Below are 19,053 nucleotides of genomic sequence, written 5' to 3' on the forward strand. Positions count from 1 at the left end.
CTACCACTTCCCGTGCCCACCAGGCGCGCCAAGCCCACAGTGGTAGCCCAGCCACGTTTGCGAGGCCTCCACGCGTGGGTGGGCTACCACTTCCGGTGCCCACCGCGCTCGGCCCAGCCACAGTGGTAGCTCAGCCACCCGCCCGAGGCCCGGACGCGTGGGTGGGCTACCACTTCTCGTTCCCACCGCGCTCGGCCCAGCCACAGTGGTAGCTCAGCCACCCGGCCGCGGTCCCGACGCGTGGGTGGGCTACCACTTGTGGGCTCGTCCCGGAGGTCAGAAGTGGGTTTTGATGTTGAAGGCTTTGCGTAGTTGGGCCATGTCTTGGCGGTCCCGGTCTGTCGGGTCGTAGCCCTGGTGGAAATAGGCCTGTTGTTCCGCCGAGAGGCAGCCGACAGGGCTGTGCTCGATCTCGCCCGTGACGAAGCACTCCGCCGGGTAGCGGAACGGCTCGTCCGGGTCGGTTGACGCCTGGGTCGCGCTTCCGTCGGCCGCGAAGACCAGCGGGTGCAGGTCGATCTCGCGTCCACGGGCGTCGGTGACCACGAAGCGGATCGGACGCCAGTCCAGCGTCTCGGTGAAGCCCGCGCCGGTGAGCGCGGCGACGACGATGTCCTCCTGCTCCTGGCGGTGCATCAGATCCAGGTCGCGGTGGGCCCGGGTCTGCGTTCCGAGCAGCGCGTCGATGCCCCATCCGCCGCCGATCCAGATGTCCGCGCCCGCCTTCCGCAGGACGTCCAGGATCTCCAGCACATCGTCGCCGGTCATGGCGTCCTCCCAACGGCCGGATGGTGGCGCCACGGCCCGGACCGACCGCTCAGGTCGCTTCGGGGCGGGGACTTCTCAGGGCCGCGTACCCGGCAAGGTTTGATCCAGAGCCGCCGCCAGATCTGCCAGCAGGTCCGCCTCGTCCTCGACCCCGCAGGAGAGACGCACGAAGCCCTCCGCCGTGTCGTCGCCCCACTGGGCCCGGCGGTCGGCCGTCGTGTGCAGGCCGCCGAACGACGTCGCCGCGAAGACCAGCGTGCTCGCCCGCAAGAAGCCCGTCACCCGCTCGGCGCTGCCGAGGTCGAACGAGACCACGCCCGGGAAGCGGCGCATCTGCGACGACGCCAGCTCGTGCGACGGGTCGTCGGGCAGGCCCGGCCAGCGCACGCCGGAGACGTCCGCGCGTGCCTTCAGGAAGCTCGCCACCGCGGCCGCGTTCGACGACTGGCGGGCCAGGCGCAAATCCATCGTGCCCATCGAGCGGTGCGCGAGCCAGCAGTCGAAGGCGCCCGGGATCGCGCCCGTCTGGTTGCGCCACGTCGTCAGCCGCTCCAGCAGCGCCGTGTCGTTCGTGGCCACGTACCCCAACAGCACGTCCGAATGGCCCGTCAGAGCCTTGGTGCCCGACGCCACCGACACGTCCGCGCCGAGCGCCAGCGGCTGCTGGCCCAGCGGCGTCGCCGTCGTGTTGTCCACCGCCACCAGCGCGCCCGAAGTGTGCGCCGCCGCCGACAGCGCGCGCAGGTCGCACACGTCCAGGCCCGGGTTGGCCGGCGTCTCGAGCAACACCAGCCGGACGCCCTCGAAGGACGGGTACGGCCCGGCGGTCGGCACCAGCACGGTGCTGACGCCGAGGTCGCGGAGGAACCCGGCGGCGAACGACCGGGTGGTGAAGTAGCCGTCGGACGGCAGCGCCACCGTGTCCCCGGTCCGCAGCACGCCGAGCAGCAGGCCGGTGACCGCGGCCATGCCGGTGGCGAAGGCCCGCACCGCGCCGCCCTCCAGCTCGCCGATCGCCGACTCGAGCGCCCGCCGGGTCGGGTTGTCCGGGCGGCCGTAGCCGTTCTCCCCCGGCCCGGCGGCGGGATCCAGGTGATAGGGCGCGACGAACACCGGGCCCGGCAGGAAGGGCTCACCGGGCACCGGCGCGGGCAGGCCGGCGTGTACGGCCCGAGTGGAGTCCCCCCAGCTCATTCGGGCTTCATCTCCCGTCCCATCAGCAGCTTCACCGCGACCCGCGGGTCCACGCCCTCGTGGCACACCCGCTCGACCTGCTCGGTGATCGGCATCTCCACGCCGTGCGCCCGCGCCAGATCCCGGATCGCCAGGCAGCTCTTCACACCCTCGGCGGTCTGCCGGGTCGCCGTCTGCGCCTGCTCCAGCGACTCGCCTCGGCCCAGGTGCTCGCCGAAGGTGCGGTTGCGCGACAGCGGCGACGAGCAGGTGGCCACCAGGTCGCCCAGCCCGGCCAGCCCGGCGAAGGTCATCGGGTCGGCGCCCACCGCCACGCCCAGCCGCGCGGTCTCGGCCAGCCCGCGGGTGATCAGCGACGCCTTGGTGTTGTCGCCCATCCCCATCGCGTTCGCCATCCCGTACGCGAGCGCGATCACGTTCTTGACGGCCCCGCCCATCTCGCAGCCGACCACGTCCTCGCTGGTGTACGGCCGCAGATAGGGCAACGCGATGGCCTGCTGCACCGCCTGCGCCCGCCCCTGGTCGAGGCCCGCCACCACGGTCGCGGCCGGCTGCTCGGCGGCGATCTCGGGCGCCAGGTTGGGCCCGGAGACGACCACCACCCGCGCCGGGTCGACCCGGGCGGTCTCCACCATCACCTCGCTCATCCGCTTGGTGGTGCCCAGCTCGATCCCCTTCATCAGCGAGATCAGCGTGGCGTCGCGGTGGAACGCCCCGGCCCACTCGGCCAGGTTGCCGCGCAGCGTCTGCGAGGGCACCGCGATCGCCACCATCTCGGCGTCGCGCACCGCCTCGTCGAGGTCGCCGGTCGCGCTGATCCGCCGATGCAACTTCACGCCGGGCAGTGAGCCCTCGTTGACGCCGTCGTTGTTGATGGCGTCGACGACCGCGGCGCGCCGGGCCCAGATCCGCACGTCGGCGCCGGCCTCGGCCAGCACCTTGGCGAAGGCCGTCCCCCACGCGCCCGAGCCGAGCACGGCGGCGCGGGTCACTCGGCCACCGCCGGCGGGTTGCCGCGGCGCGGCGGCGACCAGAGCGGCGGCGGCTGGCCCCCGCGGATGTCGGCGAGGAGGTCTCGGGTGGCCAGCATGATGGTGTCGGTCATCTCCTCGAGAACCTGCTTCGACGGCGTCTCGCCCTGCCACTTGCTCAGATCGACCGGGGGCCCGGCGATCACGCTGACCGGCGTGCGCCAGCGGAACTTGAACTTCGAGGTGCGCGGGTCGAAGATCCGGTCCGCGCCCCAGTTCGCCACCGGGATGACCGGTGCGCCGGTCAGCAGGGCGAGCCGGGCGGCGCCGGTCTTGCCGCGCATCGGCCACAGGTCGGGCTCCTTGGTGGTGGTGCCCTCGGGATAGATGACCACGACCCCGCCCTGATCCAGGGCGCTCACCAGCGTGTCCAGGCTCCGCGCCGCCTCCACGCTGCCGCGCTCCACCGGGATCTGCTGGAGCTTGCGCAGGAACGGTCCCATCACCGGGATCTTCCAGAGGCTGGCCTTGGCGAGATACCGCGGCCAGCGGTCGGCGGCGTAGATGAAGTGCGCCAGCACCAGGGGATCGAAGTGCGAGACGTGGTTGGGGGCCAGGATCATCCGGCCGGGCGGAAGGTGCTCCTGGCCGCGCCAGGACGGCTTGGTCATGACCTTCATGACGGGCAGCACCAACCCGACCGCCAGCCACTGCCAGAACCCGTACTCGCGCCGCGCCACGAAGTCTCCCATCTCCACCTGCGTCGAAATCATGCCTGCTTAGGTCGGCGCTTACCAGGAGGGGGCAGGATGGGTGCGTGCGAAGAGGTTGGGTGGCGGTCGTTCCGGTGAAGCGGCTGGGCGCGGCCAAGAGCCGTCTGCGCGGTGCGGTACCCACCGCGCGGCACGGCGAGCTGGCACTGGCGATGCTCGGCGACACCGCCGCGGCGGTGCTGGCCTGCCCCGAGGTGGACGAGCTGCTGGTGGTCACCGACGACCCGGCGGCGGCCGCGGTGGCCCGGCAGCTCGGCGCGCGGGCGGTGCCGGACGAGCCGCGCGCGGGGCTGAACGCGGCGTTCCGGTTCGGGGCGGACGTGGTGGCCGGGCGCGACCGGCGGCGGATCGCGATGACCGGGGATCTGCCGGCGTTGCGGCCGGAGGAGCTCTCGTCGGCGCTGGAGAAGGTCGATGTGAGGTCGTTCGTCGCCGACGCGGCGGGCACGGGGACGGTGCTTCTCGCCGTACTCGAAGGATTTGATCTCGACCCGCACTTCGGCGTCGGGTCGGCGCGGGCCCACGAGCACAGCAGGGCGACCAACATCACGGAGCAGTGGCCGGGGCAGTGGCCGGGGCAGTGGCCGGGGCTGCGGCAGGACGTGGACACGGCAGATGATCTTCGGGCGGTGCTGGAGATCGGGCCGGGTCCGCGGACCGGCGCACTGCTGCGTGACCTTGAGGGAGAGAAGCATGCAGGGAACCGTCGCAACCTTCGATGCCGAGTCGCACACCGGGACGTTGCTCCTGGATGACGGCTCTGAGCTGGCCTTTCCGGCCGACGCCTTCCACCGGTCGGGGCTGCGCCTGCTGCGCCTCGGGCAGCGCGTCGTGATCCACACCACCGGCGAGGGCACGGTCGAGCAGCTCCGGCTGCCCGGGATCGCTCCCGGCTGATCTTCAACTTGTTCGTTTCGCGGTGGCCACTATCGGGTGATGATGGAGCAATGACCACCCCTCCTCAGCGTGGGCCCGACGGCCGCTTCCTCCCCCGCCCGGAAGTCCCCCGGCACATGATCGAGGAGCCGCTCGCGCCCGAGGCCGACGACCTGCCCGAGGACCGGTTCCTCAACCGCGAGCTCTCCTGGCTCGATTTCAACGCGCGGGTGCTGGCCCTGGCCGAGGATCCGGAGACGCCGCTGCTCGAGCGGGCCAAGTTCCTGGCCATCTTCGCCAGCAACCTGGACGAGTTCTACATGGTGCGGGTCGCCGGGTTGAAGCGTCGCCTGAACGCCGGCCTGCCGATGCGCGGCGGCGACCGGGTGTCGCTGCGCAACCAGCTCGAGATGATCACCGAGCGGGCCGCCGACCTGGTGAGCCGGCACGCCGCCTGCTTCGCCGAGGAGGTGCGGCCGAAGCTGTCGGCAGAGGGCATCGAGCTGGTCAGCTGGGGCGAGCTGGACGCGCCGGAGCGCGAGCGGTTGCGTACGTACTTCCGCGAGCAGGTGTTCCCGGTGCTGACCCCGCTGGCGGTGGATCCGGCGCACCCGTTCCCGTACATCTCGTCGCGGTCGCTGAATCTCGCCGTGGTGCTGCGCGACCCGGCCGACAACAGCACCGAGCTGTTCGCCCGGGTCAAGGTGCCGAACAACGTGCCGCGCTTCGTGACCGTGCAGAACGACAGCCGCGGCACCCGGTTCCTGCCCGTCGAGGAGCTCATCGCCGTCCATCTCGATCAGCTCTTCTCCGGCATGCAGGTGCTCGAGTGGCATCTCTTCCGGGTGACCCGCAACGCCGAGGTGGAGGTCGACGAGGACCGCGACGAGGACCTGCTGCAGGCGCTGGAACGCGAGCTCGCGCAGCGGCGGTTCGGCCCGCCGGTGCGGCTGGAGGTGGCCGCCTCGATCAGCGACCACGTGCTCGACCTGCTCCAGCGGGAGCTCGACATGGACGGCAACGACGTGCTGCGGGTGCCGGGCCTGCTCGACCTGTCGGGGCTGTGGCAGGTCTTCGGCGAGGTCGACCGCGACGATCTCAAGGACCGCCCGTTCGTGCCGGCCACGCATCCGCAGCTGGCCGACGGTGAGGTGCCGCGCAGCGTCTTCAACCGGCTGCGCGAGTGCGACATTCTGGTGCACCACCCGTACCACGCGTTCTCCACCAGCGTGCAGCGGTTCATCGAGCAGGCCGCCGCCGATCCCAACGTGCTGGCCATCAAGCAGACGCTCTACCGCACCAGCGGTGACTCCCCGATCGTGGACGCGCTGGTCGACGCGGCCGCCGCCGGCAAGCAGGTGGTGGTGCTGGTGGAGGTGAAGGCGCGGTTCGACGAGGTGGCCAACATCGGCTGGGCGCGCACGCTGGAACGCGCCGGCTGTCACGTCGTCTACGGCCTGGTGGGTCTGAAGACCCACTGCAAAACCGCGTTGGTGGTACGCCAGGAGGGCAACCAGATCAAGCGTTACTGCCACATCGGCACGGGCAACTACCACCCCAAGACCGCCCGGCTGTACGAGGACTTCGGCATGCTGACCGCCGACCCCGAGGTGGGCGCCGACGTCACCGATCTGTTCAACGTGCTGACCGGGTACAGCCGGCAGACGGCGTTCCGCCGCCTGCTGGTCGCGCCGCACGGCGTCCGCAAGGGCCTGATCGAGCGGATCGAGGAGCAGGCCCGGATCGCGCGCGGTGGCGGCGAGGCCCTGGTGCAGTTCAAGGTGAACTCTCTGGTGGACGAGGAGACCTGCGACGCGCTTTACCGCGCCTCCCGCGACGGCGTGAAGGTCGACCTCATCATCCGCGGCATGTGTTCGCTGCGGCCGGGCGTGCCGGGCCTGTCGGAGAACATCCGGGTGCGCTCGATCGTCGGCCGGTTCCTGGAGCACTCGCGGGTGTTCCGGTTCGGCGTGGGCGATGACGAGGAGTACTGGATCGGGTCGGCCGATCTCATGCACCGCAACCTGGACCGCCGCGTCGAGGCGTTGGTGCGGGTGACGCTGCCGTCCGCCCAGGACGATCTGCGCAACGTCCTGAGCCTGTCCATGGCCGACGACAGCGAGGGCTGGGACCTGGCCGGTGACGGCACCTGGCACCGGCGCCCGGCCGACCCCACAGCGCGGCACATCCATCTGCAGGAGGCGTTGCTGCGCCGGATCATCGGCAGGGGCGCGTGAGCGTCCGCGCCGCGGGGGCGGTCGTCCGCACCGGCGACCGGGTGTGCATCGTGCACCGCCCGGCCTACGACGATTGGAGCCTGCCCAAGGGCAAGCTCAAGGCCGGGGAGCATCCGTTGCGGGCGGCGGTGCGCGAGCTTCTCGAGGAGACGGGGGTACGCGGGGAGCCGCTGCTCCGCCTCCCGGAGGTCTCGTACGACCTGCCCGACGGCCGACCGAAGACGGTGGACTTCTGGCTGATGCGTGGTGTCCCCGGCGCCTTCGAGGCCGGCGACGAGGTGGACGAGGTCGCCTTCGTGACCCCGGAGGCGGCCCTGGAGCGGTTCTCTTACGCCACCGATCGCGACGTGCTGGCACACGCGACCGCGGTCGAGGAGATCACCGCGGTCACCCCGATCGTCCGGCATGCGCACGCCGGCGAACGGAAGAAGTGGAGCGGCAACGACGCGCTCCGGCCGATCGACCCGCAAGGTCTCACCGAATCCGAGGCGCTGGCGGAGGTGCTGATTCTCTTCGGCCCGCGGCGGCTCTTCGCGGCGACCCCGTTGCGGTGCAAGCAGACCCTCGAGCCGTTGGCGGCGAAACTCGATCTGCCGATCGTCATGGACGCCGCATTCGCCGAGCCGGCTGACCCCGATGAGATCGATGAGCGGGTCCGCGCCGGGCTTTCCCGGCTGGCCGAATTGCGGGCCGGCCCGACCGCGGTCGCGTGCAGTCAGGGAAAGCTGATGCCGCACCTGTTGTCCGCTCTGGTGGGCGAAGCGGATTCGGCCGTTTACAAGACCCCGAAAGGTGGCGGCTGGGTGATCGCCTGGTCCGGCGAGAACGCCGCGGGCCTCAGCCGGCTCTAGAGGAGACCTTCCACAAACCCACGAGATCGCCGGCGAGCCATCGCGCCCGCCACATCTCGTCGTCGCGCGGTTCCCAGTCCCGGTACGGCAGCAGCGCCACCCGCCACGCCATCACCGCGACCAGGTACCACCCGAGCAGCGGCACCATGCCCAGCCAGGCGTCCCGCCGCCGGTAGGACGCGTGCGGCGCCAGCACGACCATCGCCGCGGCCGTCCAGGCGCATGTGATCAGCCAGTCCAGCAGCCCGTTGCCGGACCATCGTTCGGCCAGGTCGCCCAGGATCCACCCGGGCAGCATGCCGGCGGCGAAGACCATGACGGCGACGAGCGAGCGGCTGACGAGCCCGCGTGGCGGGCCACTCCTGGGGTCCATGGCGAGACCGTAGGCTCAGCCGCGCGTACGGCGCCGGGACACACGAAAGGCGTCCACCGTACGGGTGGACGCCTTTCGCTTGTCAGCGGACCGCTCAGACCCTCTATTTGGTCTTGCGAGCGGCGGTGGTGCGGGCGGTCGTGGCCGTTGCGGACGGGGTCGTCCGGGCCGTGGCCGCCGTGGTCTTACGAGCCGTCGTCTTCTTGGCGGCGGTCGTCTTCGCTGCGGTCGTGGTGGTGGTCTTCTTGGCCGGCGTCGACTTCGCCGCGGCCTTGGTGGCCGTCGTCTTCTTCGCCGGGGTGGTGGTCTTCTTGGCGGCCGTCGTCTTCGCCGCCGTCTTCTTTGCCGGCGTGGCCGTCGTCTTCTTCGCCGCGGCCGTCCTGGTCGCGGTTGCCTTCGTGGCCGTCGTCTTCTTGGCCGCCGTGGACTTCGTGGCAGCCTTCGCCGGAGCCGTCTTGGTGGCGGCCTTCGCCGGCGTGGCCTTGGCAGTGGTCTTCTTCGCCGCCGCAGTCTTGGTGGCCGCGGCGGTGCGGGTCGTCGACTTGGCGGGTGCGGCCTTGGCAGTGGTCTTCTTGGCAGCGGCCGCCTTGGCGACCTTGCCGCTGGCGACCATCTCCCGGAATGCCGTACCCGGTTTGAAGGCCGGCACGGATGTCTTCTTCACCTTCACCGGTTCGCCGGTGCGCGGATTGCGCGCGGTACGCGCATTGCGCGCCCGCTTCTCGAAGACACCGAAGCCGGTGATGGCGACCCGATCGCCCTTGGTGACGGCGTTCTCCACCTCGCTGATGACCGCATCCAGCGCCGCTGTCGCTGTTTTCCGGTCCCCCAGTCGGGCGGCGAGCGCCTCGATGAGCTCGGCCTTGTTCACGGTTTTCCTCCCGGACGTGAGAACTGGCCCAATGCGAGCCATTCTGCGGCGACCGTATGCCCTTTGACCAGCAGACACAAACATCTGCATGAAAAAAAGCGTTGTGTCACAAGGAAATCGCACCCCGCGGAGTATGCGGGAAGCGCCGAAAGGCGGCTCTGACTAGGCTTTTCGGCCTAGACGGTGACCGGCTTGAAAGCAGGACGAGTTTTCTCGTACGAGGTGATGTCCTCCTCGTGTCGAAGCGTCAGTCCGATGTCGTCGAGGCCCTCCATGAGCCGCCAGCGGCTGAAATCGTCGATCGGGAAGGCCCAGACGGCATCGTCCACGCGCACCTCGCGGGCGCCCAGGTCGACGGTGATCTCCTTGTCCGGCTCGCTGTCGGCCATCTCCCACAGCGCCTCAACGGCTTTCAGCTCCAGCTGCACCGGCAGCAGACCCTCCTTGAGGGCGTTGCCGCGGAAGATGTCGCCGAACCGGGGGGCGATGACGGCCTTGAAGCCCCAGTCGCGCAGCGCCCAGACGGCGTGCTGCCGGGACGACCCGGTGCCGAAGTTGGGGCCGGCCACGAGGATGGTGGCGCCGGCGTGGGCCGGATTGTTGAGCACGAAGGCCGGATCATCGCGCCAGGCCCGGAACAGCCCGTCCTCGAAACCGGTCCGGGTCACCCGCTTCAGGTAGACCGCGGGGATGATCTGGTCGGTGTCCACATCGGAACGGCGCAGCGGCATCACCGCGCCGGTGTGAGTGGTGAACTTGTCCATGGTCGTTACCTCAGGCCTTCGGATCGGTCGGGGTCAGGTCACTCGGCGCGGCGAGCCTGCCGACGACGGCCGTCGCGGCCGCGACCTGAGGCGAGACCAGATGGGTACGCCCACCCTTGCCCTGCCGGCCCTCGAAGTTGCGGTTGGAGGTGGAGGCGGCGCGCTCCCCGGGGCTGAGCGTGTCGGGGTTCATCCCCAGGCACATCGAGCACCCGGCGAACCGCCACTCGGCGCCGGCCTCGGTGAAGACCTTGTCCAGACCCTCCGCCTCGGCCGCCTCGCGCACCCGGAACGAGCCCGGCACGATCATCATGCGGACGTCGTCGTGCACCCGGTGGCCGCGCAGCACCTCGGCCGCGGCCCGCAGATCCTCGAGCCGCCCGTTGGTGCAGGAGCCCACGAAGACCACGTCGACGGGCACGTCGCGCAACGGGGTGCCGGCCTGGAGTCCCATGTACTCCAGCGCGCGCCGGGCGGCATTGCGCTCGACCTCGTCGACGAACTCCTCCGGGTCGGGCACCCGGTCGTTCAGCGCCGCGCCCTGCCCGGGGTTGGTGCCCCACGTGACGAACGGGCTGATCGCCGACGCGTCCAGGATCACCTCGGTGTCGTACTCGGCGTCCGCATCGGTGGCCAGCGACCGCCAGTACTCGACGGCGGCGTCCCACTCGGCGCCTCGCGGAGCGTGCTGCTTGCCCTCGAGGTACGCAAAAGTGGTGTCGTCCGGCGCGATCATGCCGGCCTTGGCGCCCCACTCGATCGACATGTTGCAGATGGTCATCCGGCCCTCCATGGAGAGCTTGCGGATCGCCTCGCCGCGGTACTCCACGATGTGGCCGTTGCCGCCTCCGGTGCCCACCTGGGTGATCAGCGCGAGGATCAGGTCCTTGGCGGTGACGCCGGGCCGGAGCTCGCCGGTGACCGTGACGGCCATCGTCTTGGGCTTCGTCTGCGGCAGCGTCTGGGTGGCGAGCACGTGCTCGACCTCACTGGTGCCGATGCCGAAGGCCAGTGCGCCGAAGGCGCCGTGCGTCGCGGTGTGCGAGTCGCCGCAGACGATCGTCATGCCGGGCTGGGTCAGACCGAGCTGGGGCCCGATCACGTGCACGATGCCCTGCTCCTCGTTGCCGAGCGAGCGGATCTGCACGCCGAACTCGGCGCAGTTCTTCCGCAGCGTCTCGATCTGGGTGCGCGAGATCGTGTCGGTGATCGTGAGGAGATCGCCGCGCCGGATGTTGAAGGACGGGTCGTCGTAGCCCGTCGGGGTGTTGTGATCCTCGGTCGCGAGCGTCAGGTCGACCCGGCGCACCGGACGGCCGGCCAGACGCAGGCCGTCGAAGGCCTGCGGGCTGGTCACCTCGTGCAACAGATGCAGGTCGATGTAGAGCAGGTCGGGCTCGCCGTCGGCGGACCGCACGACATGGTCGTCCCAGACCTTCTCGGCCAGGGTCCGGGGTTTGGGATCCGGAGTGACTCCCACCATCTGGACATCCTAAATTCTGGGAGGTATGTTTCGGCTTGTGGGACACAGTATGAGCGGTGTCGGCGTTCTCGACAAGGCGGTCGTCATCCTCGCGGCCTGCGTGGACGGCGCCAGCCTGGCCGAGTTGGTGGACCGGACGAAGCTGCCGCGTGCGACGGCACATCGCCTGGCCCAGGCACTGGAGATCCACCGGATGCTGGTGCGCGACACACAGGGCCGCTGGCGTCCGGGCCCCCGTCTCGGCGAGCTGGCGAACGCCGCGCCCGACGTGCTGCTGACCGCCGCCGAGCCGTTGCTGTCCGCCCTGCGGGACGCGACCGGGGAAAGTGGTCAATTGTACTTGCGCCGCGCGGACGAACGTATATGCGTGGCGGCGGCGGAGCGGGCGAGCGGTCTGCGGGACACGGTCCCGGTCGGCTCGGTGCTGCCGATGACCGCGGGCTCGGCGGCTCAGATCCTCCTGGCGTGGGAGCCCCCGGAGGCGGTGATGCCACTGCTGCCGAGGTGCAAGTTCACCGGCCGCACGCTGGCCGAGGTCCGCCGCCGGGGCTGGGCCCAGAGCGTGGCCGAGCGAGAGCCCGGAGTGGCCAGCGTCTCGGCCCCGATCCGAGACAGAACAGGCCGGGTCATCGCAGCCATCTCAATAAGCGGCCCGATAGAACGCCTGGGCCGCCGCCCGGGCGAGCGCCACGCAATGGCGGTGGTCCGGGCCGGACAGCGGCTCTCCGGCCTCTGACCGACCATCGAGCCGGGGTGCACGGCTGGGGCCGCCGTCTTGGCGACGGTCAGGACAAGTGGTAGCCCAGCAGGCCATCCGGGCCTCGGACAGACCTCTGCGCTACCACTTCGGGGTGCGGCTGCGGACAAATCGGCCTGAGTGGTAGGGCAAGAGTGCACCGGGGGCGCGGATGGACCCGTGGGCTACCACTTCCGGCACCCGCCGGGCCGGACGGCGGCGCTATGGCCCGGTCCCACCGCCTTGATCGCGTTGGGGCGGGGACCGGAGGGTGCGCGTACCCGGAAAAGATTTGAGGCCCGCGGAAAACCGCGGGCCTCGCACTTTGTAGCCCCGAAGGGATTCGAACCCTCGCTACCGCCTTGAGAGGGCGGCGTCCTAGGCCGCTAGACGACGGGGCCAAGACTGCCATTCTCGCTTGGAACGACGGTGCGGAACCTTACCAGAATTCCAGCACTGCCGCCCTCGCGGGACCGGCTGCGCTGGGGTACCAGGACTCGAACCTAGACTAACTGAACCAGAATCAGTCGGGCTGCCAATTACCCCATACCCCATTCAGCACGGCTTGCCGTGCCGGTGCAGAACTCTACCTGAGCCCATGGTGCCCGCCAAATCGGGGCACCGTCAGGCGTTTACGCCAGGCCGGAACTCGTCGGCATGCCGCCGGGCCCACTCCGCGAAGGTCATCGCCGGCCGCCCGAGCAGGTCGGCGACGGTGGTGCCGGCGGCCTGGGGGTAGTCGGCGAGGGTGGCCTGGCCGTCCACAAACCAGGTCGCGTACTCGCCCATGACCAGCGACAACTGCTCGATCGCCGCCTCCCGCGGCAGATCCTCGAAGATCAGGCGGCGGCCCAGCGCGGCGCCGATGGCCGCCACCTTCTCCCGCCGGCTGAGCGCCTGCGGCCCGGTCATCGGGTACGAGCACCCGTGGTGCCCGCCCTCGACGAGGATCTTCGCTGCCACCGCCGCGATGTCCTCCAGGGCGATCGGGGCGTTGACCACGTCGCCCAGGGTGTCCCGCACCACGTCGCCGGCTTTGATCTGCTCCGCCCAGATCCCGGCGTTGGTCATGAACTCGCCGGGCTCGAGATGGGTCCAGGGCACGCCGGAGGCCTCCACCGCGTCCTCGATCACCTGCCAGTTCCCGCCCTTCTCCCCGGCCATGTCCACGATGTGCCGCACCCCGGCGTCGGCCGCCATCCGGCACACCTCGAAGGCGGTCGGCGGGTAGGGCGCCAGGTACATCCGCTCCACACCGTTCAGTGCCGCGGGCATCGAGGACGGCCGGCCCACGAAGCCCTCGACGATCTCGACATCCGCCGGCAGCGCCGCCCGCGCGGGGTGGTTGGTCAGCGCCCGCACGTCGGTCGCGCCGCGGGCCAGCAACTCGTCCACGACCAGTCGCCCGACGTTGCCGGTGGCCCCGGTGACCAGGATCTTCACGACTCACCCACCTCTTTTCGTATCAGATACGAAAACCCAGGGTACAACTTGTCCATGAGTGATCGCATCCTTCCGCTGCTGTTCCGCGGGACCGTGCCGAGCACCGCGAAGCGCACCGGCCGGCCCGCCAAGCTCACCGTGGACGCGGTGGTGCACAGGGCGATCGCGCACGCCGACGCCGACGGCCTGGACGCGGTCACGATGGCCCGGCTGGCGGCGGACCTGGGCGTCGGCACCATGACGCTCTACAGCTACGTGCCGTCCCGCGACGACCTGATCGACCTGATGGTGGACGAGGTGTCGGCCCGGCGCGCGCTGCCCGCGCCGGGCGAGCCGCGCCCGGAGTCCTGGCGGGACCAGGTGCTGCTCTACGCCGAGCGCACCCGGGCCATGTACGCCGAGCACCTGTGGCTGGCCGAGGTGTCGCAGATCCGCCCGCCGCCCGGCCCGGGCATGCTGGCCGAGCGGGAGTACGTGCTGTCCACCGTGGCCGGCCTGGGTCTGCGACCGGCGCAGGTGAACACGGCCGCCGTCACGATCCAGATGTTCGTGGTGTCGGCGGCCCGCGCCGAGGCCGAGAGCGAGCTGCTGCGCCGCTCCTCCGGGCAGACCACCGACGAGTGGTGGCAGGACCGCTCACAGCTGTGGGAGGACTTCTTCGACGTCGAGCGGCATCCCACCATGAACGATCTCTGGCTGGCCGGCGGCTTCACCGATGAGCAGCCGGACCCGTACACCTATGGGTTGGGTCTGATCCTGGACGGGATCACTCCAGGGTGACCACCGGGTTGTTGATCGAGCCGATGCCCTGGACGGTCACCGAGACCGTGTCGCCCGCCTCGATCGGCCCGACGCCGGCCGGCGTGCCGGTCAGGATCACGTCGCCCGGCAGCAGCGTCATGACGTGCGACACATAGGACACCAGCGTCGGCACGTCGAAGATCATGTCCTTGGTGCGGCCGAGCTGGCGCACCTCCATCGCCTCCGGGTCGCGGCCGACCTCGCAGCGCACCTCGAGGTCGCTGACGTCCAGGCCGGTCACGATCCACGGGCCCAGCGGGCAGAACGAGTCGAAGCCCTTGGCCCGGGTCCACTGGGGGTCGGACCGCTGCAGGTCGCGGGCGGTGACGTCGTTGCCGCAGGTGTAGCCGAAGATCGCCCGCTCGGCGCCGGCCCGGTCCACCCGGCGGGCGCCGGTCGCGCCGATCACCACGCCCAGCTCGGCCTCGTGCTCGACCTGCTTCGACTGCGGTGGCAGCCGGATCGCGTCGTTGGGGCCGATCACCGACGTGGACGGCTTGATGAAGATCAGCGGCTCCTTGGGCAGCTCGTTGCCCATCTCGGCGGCGTGCTCGGCGTAGTTGCGGCCGACGCCGATCACCTTGCTGGAGAAGATCGGCGCGAGCAGCCGCACGTCGGCCAGCGCCCACCGCTGCCCGGTGAAGCGCACCTCCTCGAAGGGCAGGCTGCCGATCTCGGCCACGGTCAGCCCTGCGCCCGCCTCACCCTCGACGACGCCGAACGACACCCCGCCGGCGTGCACAAAACGAGCAAATCGCACCGATAACCCCATCCCTCGAAAGCCTGATACGCCCTCTCAACCTACGCGCCCCCGGTGGATACGCTGGTCGGGTGCTCACCACGACGCTGCCGCCGGCGACGTGGCTGCCGCTTGCCCGCGCACACGCCGAGCGCGCCGACGAGATGACCGCCGGGCACCGGGCACGCAAGGCCCGCGGTGAGAGACACGCGATCGAGGACTTCCTCTACGACTACTACGGCACCCGGCCGGCCCAGATGCGGCGCTGGCACCCGGGCGTCGGCACGGGCCTGGCACCGGGCGCCGACCTGACGCCGGACCACGCGCGCTGGAAGTTCTACCGCACCTTCCCCGACGGCGTCGTGACGCTGGACACGAACGGGTACATGCAGGCCCGCGGCGAGAGCGTCCGCTACATCCACGGTCTGCTCGCGGCGACGGCGTCCCGCCCGGTCTTCACCGGCTGCTTCGGGCTGCACGAGTGGGCGATGGTCTACCGCGGGCAGGAGCACCGCCATTCGCTGCCGTTGCGGCTGGGCCAGGCCGCGACCGACGAGGTGGTCGAGCGCCACCCGATCCGCTGCACCCACTTCGACGCGTTCCGGTTCTTCACGCCCGAGGCCGTCGGATTGAATCGTTTGCAGCCGACCCGCGCCACCCAGGTGGATCTCGACCAGCCCGGCTGCCTGCACGCGGCGATGGACTGCCACAAGTGGGCGTCGAAGCTCGGACCGGCCGTCCCGGGCGCGCTGGCGCTGGACTGTTTCGCGCTGGCCGCGGACATCCGCCTGCTCGACATGCAGGCCTCGCCCTACGACCTGACCAGCTATGGCCAGCCGGCGGTGAAGATCGAGACCGCCGAGGGCAAGGCCGAGTACATCGCCCGGCAGCGCGAGTTCGCGCGGCGTGCGGCGGCGCTGCGCGCGCGCCTGATCAGGGTGTGCGAGGAGCTGATGGGCCCGGCGGCGGCTTCGGCGAACCGCAAGGCCGTAGCACCCCACAACCAATAGGGGTACGCGCCATCTCCAGTCCACAATGCCGGCGCAGCGACCGATGCGGTGGCGCAAGGCCGTAGCGCCACACCGCCCAGTGGTAGCCCAAGAGCCCATCCGCGCCCCGGAAAGCCCTCTCCGCTACCACTTCTCGCTTGCCGCACCCAAAGTGGTAGCCCACCCACGCGTTCGAGCCCCGCAAAGGTGGGTGCGCTACCACTGCTCGCTTGCCCGAGCGGGTCGCACCCCACAGTGGTAGCTCACGAGCCCATCCGCGTCCCCGATAGCCCTCTCCGCTACCACTTCTCGCTTGCCGCACCCAAAGTGGTAGCCCACCCACGCGTTCGAGCCCCGCAAAGGTGGGTGCGCTACCACTTTTCGGCTCGGGGTCAGTCGGTGTCGGGGCGGCGGTTGCGCTTGGTTTGGGCTCGGCGTTTTTTGTCGGCTATGCGGCGCTCCACCGCGCCGCGGGACGGGCGCGTCGCCCGGCGGGTGCGCGGCGGCGCGGCGATTGCCCCCGCCACCAGCCCGGCCAGGCGGGCCGCTGCCGCCTCCCGGTTGCGCAGCTGAGAGCGGTGCTCGGACGCCGTGACCACCAGGATGCCGTTGGTGAGGCGGTTGCCGAGGCGTTCGGCGGCGCGTTCCTTCAGCGCCGGCGGGAGCAGATCGGAGCCGGCCAGGTCCCAGGACAGCTCGACGCGCGAGTCGGTGGTGTTCACGCCCTGACCGCCGGGCCCGCTCGACCGCGAGAAGCGCCAGGACAGCTCGGCGGCCGGGATCGTCAAGCGATCACTCACGTGTACGTCGTCCGGCACGCGCCCAGCATCGCACCCCGCGCGACCCGGCCGCCACGCGGTTGTCGATCATCGCGGCCACGGGCTGGCGGCCGGCGGCGGCGAGTCCGCGGTGCGGTCCATGGCGGGCAGCCAGATCACGAAGGTGCTGCCGGCCCCCACCGACGAATGCGCGGCCACCTGCCCGCCGTGCGACTCGACGATCTGCCGCACGATGGCCAGGCCGAGCCCGGTCCGGCGTTCCCGCACCGGCGCCGGGTTGTTCGCGCCGCGCCAGAACCGGTCGAAGACCCGCGGCAGGTCTTCGGGGGCGATACCCGGGCCCCGGTCGACCACCGCGAGCCACACCCAGGAATCCGCACGGCCGGTGGCGATCGTCACCGTGCTGGCGGCCGGCGCCAGGCGTACCGCGTTGGACAGCAGGTTGCCCACCGCGCGGCGCAAGGCGTCGTGGTCACCGATGACGTGCAGGTCGTCGCTCAGGTCGTACCGGAAAAGGGCGGAACCGAACTCCTCGCCCGCCTCCCGCGCGACCGCCGCGAGGTCCACTTCCGTGTCCGGCACCGCCTGCGCGTCCCGCCGGGCGGTGGCCAGCAGATCTTCGACCAGCCGCGACATCCGGGTGGTGGCACGGTCGACGACCGCGACCGCGCGCTCCCGTTCCGCGGCGGACGCTTCCGGCACGGCGAGCGACGCGTCCAGGTTGGTTCGGATGATCGCCAGCGGGCTGCGCAACTCGTGCGACGCGTCGTCGATCAGCTGGCGCTGCGCCTGGAACGCGTCGTCCAGCCGGTCCAGCATCGAGTCGATCGTGTCGGCCAGATCGCGCAGCTCGTCGTGCGGCCCGTCCAGCCGGATGCGCCGGGACAGGTCGGTCGCCTGGATGTCGCGGGTGGTCCGCGCGATCGCCCCGACCGGCCGCAGCGCCCGCCCGGACAGCACCCAGCCGATGCCCAGCGAGGCGACGAACAGCCCGCCCAGCGCGATCAGCGAATAGTTGCGCAGATTGGTGAGCGTGTTGAAGTTCACGGCGGCCTCGATCTCGTTGATCTCGGCCACTGTCGCGGTCCCGATGAACTGCCTGTTCCGATAGACGCCCGCGACCTGAGCGTTGACCGGTCGCGGCTCGGCCGTCTGCGCGACCGCGAAGTACGTGATGGCCAGCGCCGCGCCGGCCAGCGCGAAGAGCAGCGTGGAGTAGAGCACGGTGAGCCGGAAGCGGATGGACCGGAAGATCCGAGGCCTGTGCATCAGGCTTCCCGCAACCGATAGCCGCGCCCCACCACGGTGTCGATCCAGCCCTCGCCGAGCTTGCGGCGCAGCGTGCCGACGGTCACCCGGACGGTCTGCGTGAACGGGTCGGCGTTGGCGTCCCACACGTGCTCGAGCAGTTCCTCGCTGGAGACGACGTGGCCGGGCCGCAGCATCAGGTACTGCAGCACCGCGAACTCCTTCGGCGTCAGCGCGAGCCGCTCGCCGTCGAGCAGGGCGAGGTGCCGCGCGGAGTCGAGGCGCAGCGGGCCGACCGAGACCACCGCGGAGGTGCCGGCGGTGTCGCGGCGCAGCAGCGCGCGGACCCGGGCGAGCAGCTCGGCCAGGGCGAACGGCTTCACCAGATAGTCGTCCGCGCCCTCGTCCAGGCCGCGCACCCGGTCGTCGAGGCTGCCGCGGGCGGTGAGCATCAGCACTCGCAGGTCGCCGTCGCCGGGCGTCACCACCTCGCCGTTGCGCAACGACCGGCACAGGGTGAAGCCGTCGCCGTCCGGCAGGTTGATGTCGAGTAGCATCAGGTCGTACTCGTTGACGGTCAGCCTGTCGAAGGCGGTGGCGGCGTCCGCCGCGACGTCCACCGCGTATCCGGTCCGGGACAGCCCGACCCGCAGGCCCTCGGCCAGGTCTTCCTCGTCTTCCACCACGAGCAGCCTCATCTTCCGACTATCCACGGCTGATGAGGTTGGTGGCCACCTGACGGGCCCGCTCGATGGGCACGGCGAACCCGATGCCGATGTTTCCGCCACCCTCGAGGGTCGCGATGGCCGTGTTGACCCCGATCACCTCCCCTCGGGCGTTGACCAGCGGTCCGCCCGAATTGCCAGGGTTGATGGCCGCGTCGGTCTGCACCGCGTTCTGCCGGATGGCGCCGCCGAGGCGTACCTCCCGGTCGAGCGCGCTGACGATGCCCGCCGTCACCGAGCCGGAGAGGCCGAGCGGCGAGCCCACCGCCAGCACCGGCTCGCCGACCCGGGTCCCGTTCGGGGCGGCGAGGTCGAGGGGACGCAGTGCGGCGGTCGGTTCGACGCGCAGCACGGCGATGTCGCTGCGCGGGTCGGTGCCGACCACCGTGGCGGTGAGCCGGCGGCCGTCGGAGCCGACGACCGAGAGCGAGC

At 70.9% G+C, this 19,053-nt stretch carries 21 protein-coding genes and 2 tRNA genes; 7 read left to right on the forward strand and 16 right to left on the reverse strand.

Features of this window, described 5'->3' with window-relative positions:
* Positions 1-276 precede the first annotated feature (276 nt).
* The 4 genes from AB0M20_RS03080 to AB0M20_RS03095 all read right to left on the reverse strand — a co-directional run bounded on the left by AB0M20_RS03080 (position 277) and on the right by AB0M20_RS03095 (position 3,673).
* The gene (locus AB0M20_RS03080) at positions 277-768 is read right to left on the reverse strand and encodes a hypothetical protein (RefSeq protein WP_364292802.1); all 492 of its coding nucleotides are present in this window, start codon (positions 766-768) and stop codon (positions 277-279) included.
* A gap of 75 nt (positions 769-843) precedes the next feature.
* Positions 844-1,962, reverse strand: coding sequence for a cystathionine gamma-lyase (locus tag AB0M20_RS03085; protein WP_364292805.1), 1,119 nt, complete (start codon positions 1,960-1,962; stop codon positions 844-846).
* A complete protein-coding gene (locus AB0M20_RS03090) occupies positions 1,959-2,954 on the reverse strand; it encodes an NAD(P)H-dependent glycerol-3-phosphate dehydrogenase (protein WP_364292808.1) in 996 nt (331 codons plus the stop codon). Before AB0M20_RS03090 ends, AB0M20_RS03085 begins: the two co-directional genes overlap by 4 nt.
* Positions 2,951-3,673, reverse strand: a complete 723-nt coding sequence (locus tag AB0M20_RS03095) for a lysophospholipid acyltransferase family protein (protein ID WP_364292854.1) — start codon at positions 3,671-3,673, stop codon at positions 2,951-2,953. The genes AB0M20_RS03090 and AB0M20_RS03095 overlap by 4 nt, the downstream gene beginning before the upstream one ends.
* Positions 3,674-3,765: 92 nt before the next feature.
* On the opposite strand from AB0M20_RS03095, the gene cofC reads away from it, so the two are divergent.
* The 4 genes from cofC to AB0M20_RS03115 all read left to right on the forward strand — a co-directional run bounded on the left by cofC (position 3,766) and on the right by AB0M20_RS03115 (position 7,670).
* Positions 3,766-4,461: a 2-phospho-L-lactate guanylyltransferase gene (gene cofC, locus AB0M20_RS03100; protein ID WP_364292811.1), complete on the forward strand. Its 696-nt coding sequence runs from the start codon at positions 3,766-3,768 to the stop codon at positions 4,459-4,461.
* A complete protein-coding gene (locus AB0M20_RS03105) occupies positions 4,400-4,603 on the forward strand; it encodes a cold-shock protein (protein ID WP_364292814.1) in 204 nt (67 codons plus the stop codon). The genes cofC and AB0M20_RS03105 overlap by 62 nt, the downstream gene beginning before the upstream one ends.
* A 116-nt stretch (positions 4,604-4,719) precedes the next feature.
* Complete coding sequence (locus AB0M20_RS03110) at positions 4,720-6,819, forward strand: RNA degradosome polyphosphate kinase (RefSeq protein ID WP_364292857.1); 2,100 nt, start codon at positions 4,720-4,722, stop codon at positions 6,817-6,819.
* A complete protein-coding gene (locus AB0M20_RS03115) occupies positions 6,816-7,670 on the forward strand; it encodes an NUDIX hydrolase (RefSeq protein ID WP_364292817.1) in 855 nt (284 codons plus the stop codon). Before AB0M20_RS03110 ends, AB0M20_RS03115 begins: the two co-directional genes overlap by 4 nt.
* Here the strand turns inward: AB0M20_RS03115 and AB0M20_RS03120 are convergent.
* The 4 genes from AB0M20_RS03120 to leuC all read right to left on the reverse strand — a co-directional run bounded on the left by AB0M20_RS03120 (position 7,657) and on the right by leuC (position 11,161).
* Positions 7,657-8,043 (reverse strand): hypothetical protein, encoded by a 387-nt coding sequence (locus AB0M20_RS03120; protein ID WP_364292820.1) that lies wholly within the window; start codon positions 8,041-8,043, stop codon positions 7,657-7,659. The genes AB0M20_RS03115 and AB0M20_RS03120 overlap by 14 nt on opposite strands.
* Before the next feature lie 103 nt (positions 8,044-8,146).
* A complete protein-coding gene (locus tag AB0M20_RS03125) occupies positions 8,147-8,914 on the reverse strand; it encodes an HU family DNA-binding protein (RefSeq protein WP_364292822.1) in 768 nt (255 codons plus the stop codon).
* A gap of 176 nt (positions 8,915-9,090) precedes the next feature.
* The gene (gene leuD, locus AB0M20_RS03130; protein ID WP_364292825.1) at positions 9,091-9,678 is read right to left on the reverse strand and encodes a 3-isopropylmalate dehydratase small subunit; all 588 of its coding nucleotides are present in this window, start codon (positions 9,676-9,678) and stop codon (positions 9,091-9,093) included.
* Between the two features lie 10 nt (positions 9,679-9,688).
* Positions 9,689-11,161 carry a 3-isopropylmalate dehydratase large subunit gene (leuC, locus tag AB0M20_RS03135; RefSeq protein ID WP_364292828.1) on the reverse strand — a complete coding sequence of 491 codons (1,473 nt, stop codon included), beginning with the start codon at positions 11,159-11,161 and terminating at the stop codon, positions 9,689-9,691.
* Between the two features lie 49 nt (positions 11,162-11,210).
* Between leuC and AB0M20_RS03140 the strand changes: the two genes are divergently transcribed.
* Positions 11,211-11,897, forward strand: coding sequence for an IclR family transcriptional regulator (locus AB0M20_RS03140; RefSeq protein WP_364292830.1), 687 nt, complete (start codon positions 11,211-11,213; stop codon positions 11,895-11,897).
* 328 nt (positions 11,898-12,225) lie between these two features.
* Here the strand turns inward: AB0M20_RS03140 and AB0M20_RS03145 are convergent.
* The 3 genes from AB0M20_RS03145 to AB0M20_RS03155 form a co-directional block, all read right to left on the reverse strand.
* A tRNA-Glu gene (locus AB0M20_RS03145) sits at positions 12,226-12,298 on the reverse strand.
* Between the two features lie 81 nt (positions 12,299-12,379).
* Positions 12,380-12,451: transfer RNA gene (locus AB0M20_RS03150), tRNA-Gln, on the reverse strand.
* A gap of 70 nt (positions 12,452-12,521) precedes the next feature.
* Positions 12,522-13,340: an NAD(P)H-binding protein gene (locus AB0M20_RS03155; RefSeq protein ID WP_364292833.1), complete on the reverse strand. Its 819-nt coding sequence runs from the start codon at positions 13,338-13,340 to the stop codon at positions 12,522-12,524.
* Positions 13,341-13,394: 54 nt separating this feature from the next.
* Here AB0M20_RS03155 and AB0M20_RS03160 point away from each other — a divergent pair, with 54 nt between their 5' ends.
* Entirely contained in the window at positions 13,395-14,120 is a 726-nt protein-coding gene (locus AB0M20_RS03160; RefSeq protein ID WP_364292836.1) for a TetR/AcrR family transcriptional regulator C-terminal domain-containing protein, read from the forward strand.
* Here the strand turns inward: AB0M20_RS03160 and AB0M20_RS03165 are convergent.
* Positions 14,107-14,901, reverse strand: coding sequence for a fumarylacetoacetate hydrolase family protein (locus AB0M20_RS03165; RefSeq protein ID WP_364292839.1), 795 nt, complete (start codon positions 14,899-14,901; stop codon positions 14,107-14,109). The two genes, AB0M20_RS03160 and AB0M20_RS03165, sit on opposite strands and share 14 nt — an antisense overlap.
* 143 nt (positions 14,902-15,044) lie before the next feature.
* Between AB0M20_RS03165 and AB0M20_RS03170 the strand changes: the two genes are divergently transcribed.
* Entirely contained in the window at positions 15,045-15,890 is an 846-nt protein-coding gene (locus AB0M20_RS03170; RefSeq protein WP_364292860.1) for a 3-methyladenine DNA glycosylase, read from the forward strand.
* A 371-nt stretch (positions 15,891-16,261) separates the two neighbouring features.
* On the opposite strand, the gene arfB is transcribed toward AB0M20_RS03170, so the two are convergent.
* The 4 genes from arfB to AB0M20_RS03190 form a co-directional block, all read right to left on the reverse strand.
* Positions 16,262-16,687: an alternative ribosome rescue aminoacyl-tRNA hydrolase ArfB gene (arfB, locus tag AB0M20_RS03175; protein WP_364292842.1), complete on the reverse strand. Its 426-nt coding sequence runs from the start codon at positions 16,685-16,687 to the stop codon at positions 16,262-16,264.
* A 48-nt stretch (positions 16,688-16,735) separates the two neighbouring features.
* Positions 16,736-17,917 (reverse strand): HAMP domain-containing sensor histidine kinase, encoded by a 1,182-nt coding sequence (locus AB0M20_RS03180; protein ID WP_364292845.1) that lies wholly within the window; start codon positions 17,915-17,917, stop codon positions 16,736-16,738.
* Complete coding sequence (locus AB0M20_RS03185) at positions 17,917-18,594, reverse strand: response regulator transcription factor (RefSeq protein ID WP_364292848.1); 678 nt, start codon at positions 18,592-18,594, stop codon at positions 17,917-17,919. The genes AB0M20_RS03180 and AB0M20_RS03185 overlap by 1 nt, the downstream gene beginning before the upstream one ends.
* Before the next feature lie 7 nt (positions 18,595-18,601).
* A partial coding sequence (locus AB0M20_RS03190; RefSeq protein ID WP_364292851.1) for a trypsin-like peptidase domain-containing protein occupies positions 18,602-19,053 on the reverse strand: 452 nt, incomplete at its 5' end.

This window comes from Actinoplanes sp. NPDC051633 (genome assembly GCF_040681735.1).
In the GTDB taxonomy this organism is placed as follows: domain Bacteria; phylum Actinomycetota; class Actinomycetes; order Mycobacteriales; family Micromonosporaceae; genus Actinoplanes.

Excerpts from the sequence above, each read along its gene's own strand:
- AB0M20_RS03080 (WP_364292802.1), bottom strand. The coding sequence starts at position 768 with ATGACCGGCGACGATGTGCTGGAGATCCTGGACGTCCTGCGGAAGGCG.
- AB0M20_RS03085 (WP_364292805.1), bottom strand. The coding sequence starts at position 1,962 with ATGAGCTGGGGGGACTCCACTCGGGCCGTACACGCCGGCCTGCCCGCG.
- AB0M20_RS03105 (WP_364292814.1), top strand. The coding sequence starts at position 4,400 with ATGCAGGGAACCGTCGCAACCTTCGATGCCGAGTCGCACACCGGGACG.
- AB0M20_RS03110 (WP_364292857.1), top strand. The coding sequence starts at position 4,720 with ATGATCGAGGAGCCGCTCGCGCCCGAGGCCGACGACCTGCCCGAGGAC.
- AB0M20_RS03120 (WP_364292820.1), bottom strand. The coding sequence starts at position 8,043 with ATGGACCCCAGGAGTGGCCCGCCACGCGGGCTCGTCAGCCGCTCGCTC.
- leuD (WP_364292825.1), bottom strand. The coding sequence starts at position 9,678 with ATGGACAAGTTCACCACTCACACCGGCGCGGTGATGCCGCTGCGCCGT.
- leuC (WP_364292828.1), bottom strand. The coding sequence starts at position 11,161 with ATGGTGGGAGTCACTCCGGATCCCAAACCCCGGACCCTGGCCGAGAAG.
- AB0M20_RS03140 (WP_364292830.1), top strand. The coding sequence starts at position 11,211 with ATGAGCGGTGTCGGCGTTCTCGACAAGGCGGTCGTCATCCTCGCGGCC.
- AB0M20_RS03160 (WP_364292836.1), top strand. The coding sequence starts at position 13,395 with ATGAGTGATCGCATCCTTCCGCTGCTGTTCCGCGGGACCGTGCCGAGC.
- AB0M20_RS03170 (WP_364292860.1), top strand. The coding sequence starts at position 15,045 with ATGACCGCCGGGCACCGGGCACGCAAGGCCCGCGGTGAGAGACACGCG.
- AB0M20_RS03180 (WP_364292845.1), bottom strand. The coding sequence starts at position 17,917 with ATGCACAGGCCTCGGATCTTCCGGTCCATCCGCTTCCGGCTCACCGTG.
- AB0M20_RS03185 (WP_364292848.1), bottom strand. The coding sequence starts at position 18,594 with ATGAGGCTGCTCGTGGTGGAAGACGAGGAAGACCTGGCCGAGGGCCTG.